The 13,494-nt window shown below is 68.4% G+C and carries 10 protein-coding genes; 8 read left to right on the top strand and 2 right to left on the bottom strand.

Features of this window, described 5'->3' with window-relative positions:
- Positions 1 to 142 precede the first annotated feature (142 nt).
- Complete coding sequence (locus C1930_RS07170; protein ID WP_108771401.1) at positions 143 to 1,639, bottom strand: aldehyde dehydrogenase; 1,497 nt, start codon at positions 1,637 to 1,639, stop codon at positions 143 to 145.
- A 119-nt stretch (positions 1,640 to 1,758) separates the two neighbouring features.
- Between C1930_RS07170 and C1930_RS07165 the strand changes: the two genes are divergently transcribed.
- The 8 genes from C1930_RS07165 to C1930_RS07130 all read left to right on the top strand — a co-directional run bounded on the left by C1930_RS07165 (position 1,759) and on the right by C1930_RS07130 (position 11,003).
- On the top strand, positions 1,759 to 3,111 hold the full coding sequence (locus C1930_RS07165; protein ID WP_108771400.1) for an aspartate aminotransferase family protein: 1,353 nt from the start codon (positions 1,759 to 1,761) through the stop codon (positions 3,109 to 3,111).
- A gap of 63 nt (positions 3,112 to 3,174) precedes the next feature.
- Positions 3,175 to 4,053 carry a plasmid replication/partition related protein gene (locus C1930_RS07160; RefSeq protein WP_108771399.1) on the top strand — a complete coding sequence of 293 codons (879 nt, stop codon included), beginning with the start codon at positions 3,175 to 3,177 and terminating at the stop codon, positions 4,051 to 4,053.
- Positions 4,054 to 4,124: 71 nt separating this feature from the next.
- On the top strand, positions 4,125 to 5,411 hold the full coding sequence (locus tag C1930_RS07155; RefSeq protein WP_108771398.1) for a DUF445 family protein: 1,287 nt from the start codon (positions 4,125 to 4,127) through the stop codon (positions 5,409 to 5,411).
- 348 nt (positions 5,412 to 5,759) lie between these two features.
- The gene (locus tag C1930_RS07150; protein WP_159091884.1) at positions 5,760 to 6,152 is read left to right on the top strand and encodes a DUF4124 domain-containing protein; all 393 of its coding nucleotides are present in this window, start codon (positions 5,760 to 5,762) and stop codon (positions 6,150 to 6,152) included.
- 263 nt (positions 6,153 to 6,415) lie between these two features.
- On the top strand, positions 6,416 to 8,626 hold the full coding sequence (locus C1930_RS07145) for a TonB-dependent siderophore receptor (protein WP_108757683.1): 2,211 nt from the start codon (positions 6,416 to 6,418) through the stop codon (positions 8,624 to 8,626).
- A gap of 105 nt (positions 8,627 to 8,731) precedes the next feature.
- A complete protein-coding gene (locus tag C1930_RS07140; protein WP_108755815.1) occupies positions 8,732 to 9,052 on the top strand; it encodes a DUF3649 domain-containing protein in 321 nt (106 codons plus the stop codon).
- Positions 9,049 to 10,677, top strand: a complete 1,629-nt coding sequence (locus C1930_RS07135; protein ID WP_108771397.1) for a PepSY-associated TM helix domain-containing protein — start codon at positions 9,049 to 9,051, stop codon at positions 10,675 to 10,677. The genes C1930_RS07140 and C1930_RS07135 overlap by 4 nt, the downstream gene beginning before the upstream one ends.
- The gene (locus tag C1930_RS07130) at positions 10,674 to 11,003 is read left to right on the top strand and encodes a DUF3325 domain-containing protein (RefSeq protein WP_108755813.1); all 330 of its coding nucleotides are present in this window, start codon (positions 10,674 to 10,676) and stop codon (positions 11,001 to 11,003) included. The genes C1930_RS07135 and C1930_RS07130 overlap by 4 nt, the downstream gene beginning before the upstream one ends.
- Before the next feature lie 284 nt (positions 11,004 to 11,287).
- On the opposite strand, the gene rlmKL is transcribed toward C1930_RS07130, so the two are convergent.
- Positions 11,288 to 13,426, bottom strand: a complete 2,139-nt coding sequence (gene rlmKL / locus C1930_RS07125) for a bifunctional 23S rRNA (guanine(2069)-N(7))-methyltransferase RlmK/23S rRNA (guanine(2445)-N(2))-methyltransferase RlmL (protein WP_108771396.1) — start codon at positions 13,424 to 13,426, stop codon at positions 11,288 to 11,290.
- Between the last annotated feature and the right edge of the window lie 68 nt (positions 13,427 to 13,494).

The following is a 13,494-nucleotide window of genomic DNA, read 5'->3' as shown; positions in this document are numbered from 1 at the left end:
TCGACTGCCGTGCCGTCGTAGAGTCGAGCTTGCTCGACTGCTTTGCCGTTGTAGAGTCGAGCTTGCTCGACTGCCGTTCGCGAAGAGCAGTCGAGCAAGCTCGACTCTACAGAAAGCGAAGAGCAGTCGAGCAAGCTCGACGCTACAACTGGATCCAGGTGGCCTTGATCTCGCTGTACTTGTCGAAGGCGTGCAGCGATTTGTCGCGGCCATTTCCCGATTGCTTGTAGCCGCCAAACGGCGCGGTCATGTCACCGCCATCCCAGCCGTTCACCCACACGCTGCCCGCGCGCAGCTGGCGGGCCACGCGGTGGGCGCGGCCCAGATCGCGCGTCCACAGTCCCGCGGCCAGTCCATAACGGCTGTCATTGGCCAGGCGAACGGCCTCGGCTTCACTGTCGAAACCCAGCACCGCCAGCACCGGTCCGAACACTTCTTCGCGGGCCAGCGCCTGTTCCGGCCGCACCTGGTCGAACACGGTGGGCTGCACGTAGCATCCGCCCGCCTCGACCGGCGCGCGTTGCCCGCCCAACAGCAGGCGCGCGCCGTCGGCCTCGGCGCGGGCGATATCGGCCAACACTTTTTCCACGTGCGCCGCATCCACCAGCGCGCCCATCGGCGCGTCCGCTTCCAGCGGGTGCCGAGGTTGCATGTGCCGCGCGTACGCCAGCACCTGGTGCACGAAATCGTCACGGATCGAGCGCTCCACCAACAGGCGCGATCCGGCCGTGCAGACTTCACCCTGGTTGAAGAAGATGCCCTGTGCCACACCCTTGGCTGCGGCATCCAGATCCGGTGCATCGGCGAACACCAGGTGCGGGCTCTTGCCACCGCACTCCAGCCAGACCCGCTTCAGGTTGGAACGCCCGGCGTACTGCAGCAGCCGGGCGCCGGTGGCGGTGGAGCCGGTGAACGCCAGCACGTCCACGTGCATGTGCAGGGCCAGCGGTTCGCCCACGCGTTCGCCATGGCCCGGCAGCACGTTCAGCACACCGTCCGGCAGCCCCGCTTCGGCGGCCAGCGCGGCCAGCCGCAGCGCGCTCAACGGTGAGCGCTCGGACGGCTTCAGCACCACCGAATTGCCCATCGCCAGTGCCGGCGCGATCTTCCAGCAGGCCATCAGCAGCGGAAAATTCCACGGCACGATGGCGCCCACCACACCGGCAGGCTCGCGACTGACCAGGCCCAGCTCGTGTGGCCCGGTGGGCGCTATCCCGCCGTACAGCTTGTCCACCGCCTCGGCCGTCCAGGCCAGGCAGCGCACCACGCCAGGCAGGTCGATGCGCCGCGCATCGCGCACCGGCTTGCCCATGTCCAGGGTTTCCAGCAGGGCCAGTTCGTCGGCATGGTGTTCCACCAGCGCGGCAAGCGCCTGCAGCACGCGCTTGCGATGGGAGGGACTGGCCTGCGACCAGTGGCCCGCATCGAACGCGCGGCGCGCGGCCAGTACCGCACGGTCCACGTCGTGTGCATCACAGTCGGCCACCTGGCCCAGCACGCGCCCATCGATGGGGCTGATGCAGTCGAAGCGGGCGCCGCTGGCCGCGTCCACGTAGCGGCCATCGATGAAGGCCTGCGATGGCAGGGTCAGCTGGCCGGCCAGTGCCTGCCAATGGCTGCGGTCGGGGAAGTCGGCCATGTCCGGTTCCGGGTGAAGATCTGCCACGGTTATACCGCCACGCCCGCATTCCGCCCGTGAGCGGGCATCGCGCCCACCGGCTGCGCTACAGTCAGCGCAACGGACCCGACGGAGGCGGCATGAAGAATCCCGCGATCGACCCGCACGCGCTGGCGACCCAGCGCCCCGAATCGCTCGATGCGTACTGGATGCCGTTCACCGCCAACCGTCAGTACAAGGGTGCGCCACGCATGCTGGTGCGCGCGGCCGGCATGCACTACGAAGATGTGGACGGGCGCAGCATCCTGGATGGCACGGCCGGCCTGTGGTGCTGCAACGCCGGCCACGCCCGTCCCGGCATCATCAAGGCCATCGCCGACCAGGCCGCCACGCTGGACTACGCGCCTGGCTTCCAGATGGGGTCGCCACCGGCCTTCGCCCTGGCCCAGCGCCTGGCCGCACTGGCCCCGGCCAGCCTGAACCATGTGTTCCTGACCAGTTCCGGCTCGGAAGCGGTGGATACCGCGATGAAGATCGTGCTGGCCCACCACCGCCTGCGCGGCGAAGGCCAGCGCACCCGCTTCATCAGCCGCGAGAAGGGCTACCACGGGGTGGGCTTCGGCGGCATGGCGCTGGGCGGACTGCCCAACAACCGCAAACAGTTCGGCCTGCAACTGGGCGGCGTGGACTACCTGCGGCACACCCTGGACCTGGAGCGCAACGCCTTCAGCAAGGGCCTGCCGCGGCAGGGCGCCGAACTGGCCGATGACCTGGAACGGCTGGTCGCCCTGCACGACCCGTCCACCATTGCCGCGGTGTTCGTCGAGCCGGTGGCCGGCTCGGCCGGGGTGATCCTGCCCGCCCCCGGCTACCTGCAGCGGCTGCGCGAGATCTGCGACCAGCACGGCATCCTGCTGGTGTTCGACGAAGTGATCACCGGCTTTGGGCGGGTCGGCATGCCCTTCGCGGCACAGCGCTTCGGGGTCACCCCGGACCTGCTGACCTTCGCCAAGGGCGCCAGCAACGGCGCCGTGCCGCTGGGCGGGGTGCTGGTCAGCGATACGGTGCATGCCAGCTTCATGCAGGGACCTGCGCAGGCCATCGAACTGTTCCACGGCTATACGTATTCGGGCCACCCGCTGGCCTGTGCAGCGGCCCTGGCTACGCTGGACATCTACGCCGAAGAACGGCTGTTCGAACGCGCCATCGAGCTGGGCGAGTACTGGCAGGAACGCCTGCACGCGCTGCAGGGCCTGCCCAACGTGATCGACATCCGCAACTTCGGCCTGGTCGGTGCGGTGGAGCTGGCGCCGCGCCGCGATGCCCCCGGCAGCCGTGGCTACGAGGTGTTCCGGCGCTGCTTCCACGATGGCCGGCTGCTGGTGCGCTGCACCGGCGACATCATCGCGCTGTCGCCGCCGCTGATCGTGGACAAGCCGCAGATCGACCAGATCACCGCCATCCTGGGCGAGATGATCCGGGCCACCGCCTGAGCCGGGGCCGGCCCGGGCGAGCGGGTACAATGGTCGGTTCCGCTCCTGCCTGTTGCCGTGCCCATGGACATCGTCGTCAAAGAAGAACTGAAGGCCTACATCGACCCGCTTACCGCCGATGAACACGACGCGCTGGAGCGCAGCATCCTGGCCGAAGGCTGCCGCGATGCGCTGGTGCTGTGGGGCGATGTGCTGGTGGATGGCCACAACCGTTTCGGCATCTGCCAGAAGCACGGCCTGCCGTTCAACACCGTGCAGAACACCCGCTTCCAGAGCATGGAAGACGTACACCTGTGGATGATCGAGCAGCACCTGGGCCGCCGCAGCGTGTCCGACTTCCAGCGCGGCGTGCTGGCCCTGCGCAAGCGTGACATCCTGTCCGCACGCAAGCAGGTGGAACAGGCGCAGCTGCAGCGCGAAAGCGATGGCACCGCCGAGCCGGCCGATGACACGGGCGAAGACAGCCCGCCGTGGGAACCGGCACCGAAGGTCAGCCGCGCCGAGCTGGCCCGCGAAGCCAAGCTGAGCACCAGCCAGGTGGGCATGATCGAGCGCATCCACGCCCAGGCCGCGGCTGAAGTGGTGGAGGCGGTGAAGGCCGGGGTGATTTCGATCAGCGCGGCCGCCGCCGTGGCCGACCTGCCGGAAGAAGAGCAGCGCGCGGCTGCGGCCGGTGGCAAGGACGAGCTGAAGCAGGCCGCCAAGCGCGTGCGCGAATCCAAGCGCAAGCCGCGCGCGCCGAAGCCCGAACCGGCCGAGATGGATTTTGAAGAGCCCAGCGACGACGAGGTTGCCAGCCGCGATGCCGAGGTGCTGTCGGCGCTGGAGCAGCTGGGCGAAGACGCGCCGGCCCTGCGCCGCCGGGTGGTGGCGCTGACCCGCGAGAACGACACCCTGCGCGCGCAGCTGGCCGCGCTGCGAAAGCAGCTGGAAGCCCTGTAACCGGCTGGCGCCGGGGCCTGCCCGGCGCCACCGTTGCGTTGGCGTCATCCGGTGCCGGTTAGACTGCGGCCATGACGTCTGCCATCGATCCGCGCCGCGCCCAGCTGCGGCGCCTGAAAGCCCTGGCCCTGGGCCTGCTGCTGCTGATGCTGGCCGGTTTCGCGGTCAGCCACTGGCAGGGTGAACGGGGCATCTGGGCCTGGGTGTCGGCCTTCTGCGAAGCGGCCGCGGTGGGCGCGCTGGCCGACTGGTTCGCGGTGGTCGCGCTGTTCCGGCGGCCAATGGGGCTGCCCATTCCGCATACCGCCATCATTCCGCGCAGCAAGGAACGCATCGGTGACAGCCTGGCGCTGTTCGTGCGCGACCAGTTCCTGGAACCGGGCGTGCTGCTGGCCCGCCTGCAGGTGTTCGACCCGGCCAGCCGCCTGGGCAGTTGGCTGGCCGAACCCGAACGCGCGCGCATGCTGGCCGACATGGCCCGCGGCTGGGCCCTGCAGGCGCTGGATTTCTTCGATGAAGGCGCGGTGCGCCGGCAGCTGCATGGATTCGTGGTGCAGCAGCTGCGGCAGTGGAACGCGGCGGCCACCGCCGGCGAACTGCTGGCCCTGCTGACTGCCGATGGCCGCCACCAGCGCGTGCTGGACGAAGGGCTGCAGCGGTTAGGCCGCTGGCTGGAACAGCCAGAGGTGAAAGAACGCGCCTCGCAGCTGATCGTGCGCTACATCCAGCGCGAGTGGCCCACGCTGTCCAGCACGGTGAACTGGGTGAAGCCGATCGACGAGATCGGCGACAGCCTGGCCGAGCGGTTGGCGAGGGCCGTACTGGAGGAACTGCAGCAGGTACTGGCCGAGCCGCAGCATCCGCTGCGCCAGGATTACGAGACCTGGCTGCAGAACTACGTGCAGCGCCTGCGCGATGATCCGGCGCTGGCCGAGCGCATCGAACAGCTGAAGCAGGAAATGATCGACCACCCTGCCCTGCAGGAGTACGTGCAGGGCCTGTGGTCGCGCATCCACGCCACGCTGCGCGCCGACCTGCAGCGCGAGGATTCGGCGCTGGTGGGGCATCTGCAGCGCAGCCTGGCCTCGCTGGGGCAGACCCTGCAGGCCGACCCGGCCCTGCGCGATGCGCTGAACCAGCATCTGCTGGAAGGTGCGCAGCGCTTGACCGGGCGCCTGCGCGAAGGGGTGACCAGCCACATCGCGCAGACGGTGAAGGGCTGGGACGAGCGCCACCTGGTGGGACAGCTGGAACTGAGCGTGGGCCGCGACCTGCAGTTCATCCGGTTCAACGGCACCCTGGTGGGCGGGCTGATCGGGCTGCTGCTGCATGCCGCCACAGTGGTATTCCGGTTCTGAGGGAGGGCGACAGGGCTGCGCCCTGTACCCGCTCAATGCAACGGCAACATCAACGTCAAACGCAGGCTCTCCCGGGGATGCGGGGCGGTGTGGGTGGGCAGGACACGCCGTAAACCCGTCCATGGGGGCTCGTAGGCGCCATCCATGGCGCCTGCGGTCCTGCCCACCCACACCGCCCCGCCTTTGACCGTTTCCTGGGGCCTGCCGGGGTCGGATCCCGTTGCGCAGCAACGGGCTCTGCCCCCATTTCTGGCAAAAGGCGCAGGCGTATTGCGCGACGGGGGTCACACTCCGTATGCTCCCGCGCCATGTGGGCCAGGGTGGCCCACGGGGGGATCCATGCAAAGGATGTTGGTTCTGCTGCCGCTGCTGCTGGCGGCCGGTGAGGCGTGCGCGCAGCGCGTGTACAAGTGCAACGACGGTGGCCGCACCATCTACCAGAGCACGCCCTGCCCGGCTGGGCAGGATACCGGGGTGACCCGCCCGATCGTGCGTGATCCGAAACTGAGCTGGCAGGAGGCCGAGCGCGTGGACCGCGAGCTGCGCGTTGCCCGGCGTGAACTGCAGGCCAATGCCGGCCGTGGTGCCGCACCGGTGACCGGCACGGTGATCGAGGCGGCCAGCAATGCCGAAGCCTGCGACAAGGCCCGCACGCGCCGCGAGCTGGCCGAGTGGTTCGGCTCGCGCACGCCCGCGCGCCAGCTCAACGACGACGTCACCCGCAGCTGCGCTTCACGCTGAAGCGCGGCCACGCCACAGCGCGCGCGTACACACTTGATTAACGAAATGCGAATGCCTATCATTTACTGATCGGTTGTACGCTCAGCCACCTGGCGCCCCCCACTGCGCTTCCGCCCGTGTACATCCCCGGCTCCTCGTGCGCCGACGGCCCTGGCCGTCAGCGCGTGGCGATGGGAGATGCCTCGGGTCGCGCGATTCCGCGCGGGCGCCCGCACGCATGGATTCCATCGCTGATGTTTTTCTCCTGCATGGAATCGCACTGCATGTCCAAACCGAACGTTCCCGTTGTTTCCCCATTGGCGCTGGCGCTGGCCATGCTGCTCTGCGCGCCGCTGGCCCATGCCGATGTGCCGGCCGACGCCGATGCGCGCACGCTGGACACGGTGAAGGTGACCGCCGATGGCGAAATCCAGAACAGCTACACGGTGAAGAACACGCGCAGTGCGACCAAGCTGGACCTGTCGCTGCGCGAGACGCCGCAGTCGGTCACGGTCATCACCCGCCAGCGCCTGGACGACATGGGCCTGTTCTCGCTGTCCGATGTGATGGGCCAGGTGACCGGCGTCACTGTGTCGGTCACTGACAGCGAGCGCATCAACTATGTCTCGCGCGGTTACACCATCGAGAACTTCCAGATCGATGGCATGCTCAACACCTTCGGTGGCTCGATCAAGACCAACACCGACAACGTGATCTACGAGCGCATCGAAGTGATCCGTGGCGCCACCGGCCTGACCACCGGCGCCGGCGATCCGTCGGGCACCATCAGCATGGTGCGCAAGCGCCCGACCGATACCGTGCAGATGGGCGCCAACCTGATCCTGGGCCGCTGGGGCAACCAGCGCATGGAAGTCGACCTGGGCGGCCCGATCGCCTGGGACGGCCGCATCCGTGCACGCGTGGTCGCCGCCAAGCAGCAGAGCGATTCGTTCCGCGATGTCTACAAGCTCGACAAGGACGTGTTCTACGGCATCGTGCAGGCCGACCTGACCGACAGCACCCTGTTTGAACTGGGCTACGAATACCAGTCGCCGCGCACCACCGGTGTGACCTGGGGCGTGGTGCCGTACTGGGGCGCCGATGGCAACCCGGCCAACCTGCCGCGCTCGACCAATCTGTCGGCGTCGTGGAGCAGCTGGCCGATGGTGGAAAAGACCACCTTCGCCCGCCTGGAACAGCAGCTGGGCAATGGCTGGTCGCTGAAGGGCAACGTGACCCATGCCGTGCGCGATACCGACGGCAGCGTCTGGTACGGCGCGGCCGGCAATCCGCGCCCGGACGGCACCGGCGTGACCGCCTATGTCTCGCACTTCAACGAACACAGCACCATGGACGTGTTCGACGTGAACGTCGGCGGCCCGTTCCAGCTGTTCGGGCGCGAGCATGAACTGGTGTTCGGCCTGGGCCAGGCGGTGCGCAAGGGCGAATCGGAGGCGACCTCGTTCGATACCAGCGCACCGGGCTACATGCAGGTCGCCGACTGGCGCCACTGGACCGGCGACGTGCCGGTGCTGCCGGTCACCCGCTACGGCCGCCTGGCCTCGGAAAACGAACTGCGCCAGCGCGCCGCCTACGTGGCCGCGCGCCTGCGCCTGGCCGACCCGCTGCTGGCCGTGGTCGGCGCCCGCTACGGCAGCTGGGAAACGCGCCAGTGGGCCTACGGCTACGATGCCAACGGCAACCGCAACCGCACCACCCGCACCGGCTACAAGCCCGATGACACCCTGACCCCGTACGCCGGCCTGGTCTACGACTTCAACGACATCTTCAGCGGCTATGTCAGCTACACCGACATCTTCAAGCCGCAGAACTACCGCGACCGCAACGGCAACTACCTGGAGCCGGTGGTCGGCGACATGTACGAAGCCGGCGTGAAGGCCGAGTTCTTCGGCGGCCTGCTCAATGCCTCGGCCGCAGTGTTTGAAGGCAAGCAGGACAACGTGGCCGAGATCGATGATTCGGTGCCGCTGAACTCGCTGCCCGATGGCGGCCAGGCCTACCGCTCCACTGGCCAGGGCAACAAGGTGAAGGGCTGGGAAATCGAAACCCAGGGCAGCATCGGCGAGCAGTGGAACGTATCGGCGGGCTTCGCCCATACCAAGATCCGCAACGCCGCCGGCGTGCTGCAGCGGACCACCACCCCGCAGGACACCTTCCGCCTCAACGCCAGCTGGCGCCCCGGCGGTGCCGACAGCCGCTACTGGCTGGGCGGTGGCGTGACCTGGCAGAGCAGCATCTGGAACAACAGCGCCCGGCCGGTCGCCACCGGTGGCACCCAGAGCGCACGCATCACCCAGGACGCGTTCTACCTGCTGAACCTGGGCGGTGGCTACCGCTTCAACGAGAACTTCAGTGCGCAGGTGAACGTCAACAACCTGCTGGACAAGAAGTATTACAACAACGTCGGTTTCTACAACGGCGTGTACTGGGGCGAACCGCGCAATGTCACCATGACCCTGCGCTGGAAGCTCTGATGACCTGATGGATGGTGCCGGTTCTGCGACCGGCACCCGGCCAGGGATGGCCCCCCGGCGCACTTCGGTGCGCCGGCCTTCTTTCAACCAACCTGCAGGATTGCCGTGGATCGCTCGCCCGCTATTGCCAGCTCCCGCCTCAGCACCTTCTTCGCCAGCCCACGCTGGGGCGTGCTGTCCCGTTCGCTGGCCGCCATCTTCGGCGGCTACGCGCTGGGGTCGGTCACCAGTGTGTTCTGCGTGGTCGCCCTGCCCGGCGCGCGCGGGCAGACCGTGCTGACCGGGATGATGCTGGGCATCCTGATGGCCGCCTGCGCCGCGCTGTGGGCATTTGCCACGCGCAGTGCGCTGCGCGCCTGGGTCGGCATCCTCCTGCCCACCCTGCTGATGGCCGCGATCGCGCGCCTGCTGGGGGCCTGGGCATGAAGAACGGATTCCGCCAATCGATGGCCTGGCTGCACACCTGGACCGGCCTGCTGGTGGGCTGGCTGCTGCTGCTGATCTTCATGGCCGGCACCGCCAGCTATTACCGCGAAGAAATCAGCCGCTGGATGCGCCCGGAACTGCCCAGCGCGCGGGTCAGCACCGACGTGGCCGCGCAGCGCGCGGTCGACTACCTGCAGGCCAACGCCGGCAATGCCGAGATGTGGTACGTAACGCTGCCGCAGCCGCGCAACCCGGCCATGAGCACCTTCTGGCGCGTGCCTGCCGACCAGGCCGACCCGACCAAGGGCCGTCGCGGCGCGTTCGGCGATGCCACCCTGGACCCCAACACCGGCAACGAACTGAAGGCGCGCGAAACCCGCGGCGGTGACTTCTTCTACCGCCTGCATTTCGACCTGCACTACATCCCGGTGTACTGGGCGCGCTACCTGGTCGGCTTCTGCGCCATGTTCATGCTGGTGGCGATCATCACCGGGGTGATCACCCACAAGAAAATCTTCAAGGACTTCTTCACCTTCCGCAAGGACAAGGGCCTGCGCTCGTGGCTGGATTTCCACAACGTGAGCGCGGTGATGGCGCTGCCGTACCACGCCATGATCACCTACACCGGCATCGTCACGTTGATGATCATGTACCTGCCGTGGGGGGTGAAGGTGGCCTACCCGCAGGATGAGGACAAGTTCTTCGCCGAAGCCTTCGGCGGCATGGCCGAGGTGAGCGAGCCGGCCCAGGGCAAGGCCGCGCCGGTGGCCATCGCGCGCCTGCTCGACAGCGCCCGCGCGCACTGGCATGGCGTGGAAGTGGCCGGCTTCACCATTTCCAACCCCGGTGCGGGCAATGCGGTGATCGACATCCGCCAGCGTGATGGCAAGCGCCTGTCCATCGACACCCCGTCGCTGCGCTACGACATGGTCAACGGCACGCTGCTGCAGGAAAGCCCGCCCTCCGGCGGTGCCACCGCCACCCGCGGCGTGCTGTACGGCCTGCACCTGGCGCGCTTTGCAGATTGGGGCCTGCGTGCCCTGTTCTTCCTGTCCGGTCTGACCGGCTGCCTGATGGTGGCCAGCGGCGTGGTGCTGTGGGCGGTGAAGGAACGGCCCAAGCATGCCAAGAGTGGCCGCATCGGCTTCGGCCTGCGCCTGGTCGATGCGCTGAACATCGGCGCGGTGGCCGGCCTGCCGATTGCCTTCGCTGCGTACTTCTGGGGCAACCGCTTGCTGCCGCTGGACCTGGCCGAACGCTCCAGCGCCGAAGCCAACGTGTTCTTCTACGCCTGGGGCGCGGCACTGCTGGCGGCCTTCATCTGGCCCAAGCGGATGATGTGGGCCTGGCAGCTGTACCTGGGTGCAGCGTTGTTCGCGCTGCTGCCGGTGGTCAATGCCCTGACCACCCACGCGCACCTGGGCGTGACCCTGCGCAGCGGTGACTGGGTGCTGGCCGGCTTCGATCTGTCGATGCTTGCCTTCGGCGCGATGCTGGCCCTGTGCGGCTGGCGCATGCAGCGCTGGACGCCGCCGTTGAGCGCGGCCGAGAAGAAGAAGCGCGCGGCGGCGGCAGCGGCCAAGGCGTCGGTTGCGGCGCCCGCAGGAGCGGAGGCTGGCGCATGATGCTGCTGGCCCTGACGCTGTCGTTCGCTGCGTTCACCGCGCTGTCGCTGGCGATGGAAAAACACCAGCAGGACCTGCATGGCAAGGCCGCGGCGGCCCCGGCACGGCGCACGCAATGGCGCGTGCTGGGCTGGGCGCTGCTGGGGGTGGCCTTCGCCCTGTGCGTGGTCGACCACGGCTGGGCGATGGGCCCGGTGCTGTGGCTGGGTGCGCTGACCCTGGCCGGCGTACCGCTGGCCTTCGGCCTGTACCCGTACCGCCCGCAGTGGATCGCACCGCTGGCCATCGCCCTGCCGCTGCTGGGCCTGCTGGTGGCGCTGCTGTAACCGCGCCCGGGGTCGGATCCCCTGCGCGCAGCGCAGGGGCTCTGACCCCAGAGACAGCGTCATCCACGCATGGCGTGGATCTACCAGGGTCGGATCCCCTGCGCGCAGCGCAGGGGCTCTGACCCCATAGACGGCGTCATCCACGCGTGGCGTGGATCTACCGGGGTCGGATCCCCTGCGCGCAGCGCAGGGGCTCTGACCCCAGAGTCCCCCAGAGACGGCGCCATCCACGCATGGCGTGGATCTACCAGGATCCCGCACGCCGGGCGTGGCCCGGCGGGGCTTCACCCCACCCGCTTCAATTCCCACGCACGGTGGATGCGTGCGTTGCGCTCGAAGTCCGGACCAATCGTGCGCGCGGTGATCTCGCGGCACCGGGCGAATTCGGCGATGGCGTTCTCTTCCAGCTTGAAGCGGCGGAAGTTGTTGGAGAAGTACAGCACGCCGCCCGGCGCCAGCCGCGCCACGGCCGCGCGCAGCAGCTTCAACTGCTCGCGCTGCACGTCGAAGTCATCGGCGCGGGCCGAGTTGGAGAACGTCGGCGGGTCACAGAAGATCACGTCGTACTGGCCGCGATCGCCTTCCAGCCAGGCCATGGCATCGGCCTGAACCAGCAGGTGCTGGTTGCCGCCCTGCCCGTTCAGCGCCAGGTTGTCGTAGCACCACTGCAGATAGGTGGCCGACAGGTCGACGCTGGTGGTGCTGGCCGCACCGGCCACCGCCGCCTGCACGCTGGCCACGCCGGTGTAGCAGAACAGGTTGAGGAAGCGCTTGCCACGCACCTGCTCGGCCATCATGCGGCGCAGCGGGCGGTGGTCCAGGAACAGGCCGGTATCGAGGTAATCGAACAGGTTCACCTGCAGCAGCGCGTTGTTTTCGCGCACCACGATGAACTCATCGCGCTGCTCGAAACGGCCGTACTTGCTGCCGCCCTTGCCGCGCTCGCGCGACTTCATCGACACCTGTTCCGGCGGCACGCCGAACACCTCGCGCGCGGCGGCCAGCAGTTCGTTGCGGCGGCGGCGCACGTCGTTTTCCGGAATGGCCGCCGGTGCCGCATATTCCTGCACATGCAGGAAGGTGCGGCGCTGGCCACCGTCTTCTTCATAGACGTCGATGGCGGCCGCGTATTCGGGCAGGTCGGCATCGTAGGCGCGGAAGCAGGTGATGTCCTCGCGCGCGCGCCAGCTCTTGAATTTCTTCAGGTTCTTGCGCAGGCGGTTGGCCACCATCTGCGCGCCTTCGCTCAGCTCGCGCGGGTGCGCCGGGTCACGGCCCGGTACGGCAATCGGGTCGCAGACGATCAGCGCGCATTCCAGCGCACCGTTGAACATCTGGTACTTCTTGGACGCACGCAGGCCGGTGGCGAAGGCCAGTTCATCGTTGCCACACAACAGGCTGGCACGCCACTGCGGCACCGCCTTCTGCAGGGCGTTGCCCAGCGCGCGGTACAGGGCCGGGTCGGCGGCCAGGCGCTCGTCGTACGGCGGGTTGCAGACCACCGCGCCGATCTCCTGTTCCGGCGCGGCAAGATCGGCCACGTCGGCACGGGTGAAGCGGATGGCATGGGCCACGCCGGCCACTTCGGCGTTCTCGCGCGCGGCCTGGATCGCTACCGGGTCGATGTCACTGCCGTGGATGACCGGCTTCAAGGCGGCCAGGCCGGCCGCTTCGCGGTCGCGTGCTTCGGTCTGGATCGCCTTCCAGGCGGCCTTGTCGAAGCCCAGCCAACGGCTGGGCGGCAGGCTGCCGTGGCGCATCAGGCCGGGGGCGACGTCGGCGGCCATCAGCGCGCCTTCGATCAGCAGGGTGCCGCTGCCGCACATCGGGTCCAGCAGGCCACCGCCGGCGGCGTGCAGGCGCGGCCACTGCGCGCGCAGCAGCAGCGCGGCAGCCAGGTTTTCCTTCAGCGGTGCCTCGTGGGCGGCACCGCGCCAGCCACGGCGGTGCAGCGGGCCACCGCCCAGATCGATCGACAGCGACGCACGGCCCTTGCGCAGCGACAGGTTCACGCGCACATCGGGCAGATCGGTGTTCACCGACGGCCGTTCCAGGCCTTCATCGCGCATGCGGTCGACGATGGCGTCCTTGATCCGCTGCGCGGCAAAGCGCGCATGGGTGATCTTGTCGCCGGACACGTGCGCGTCCACCGCCAGGGTCATCTCCGGCTTGATGTGCTCGTGCCACGGCAGGGCGCGCACGCCGTCATACAGCGCCTGCTCGTCCGGGCAGTCGAACTCGTCGATCGGCCACAGCACGCGGCTGGCCAGGCGCGACCACATCACGATACGCAGGGCCTGCGCCAGCTCGCCTTCGGCGTTGACGCCGGCGATGGTGGCGGTGGCCTTGCCAAGGCCCAGGGCCGACAGTTCGTCGGCAAGCAGGTATTCCAGGCCCTTGGCGCAGGAGACGAAGAATTTCACGGGATCGGTTCGCAGGTGGACGGGCGCGGCGCGAGCGCCAGGCCTTTCGGAAGGGAGGGCCGCGGAAA

It is taken from the genome of Stenotrophomonas sp. SAU14A_NAIMI4_8, from assembly GCF_003086695.1.
Classification (GTDB): Bacteria; Pseudomonadota; Gammaproteobacteria; order Xanthomonadales; family Xanthomonadaceae; genus Stenotrophomonas.
Note: the sequence above shows the minus strand (reverse complement) of the source record. Positions and strands in the feature narration are given on the sequence as shown.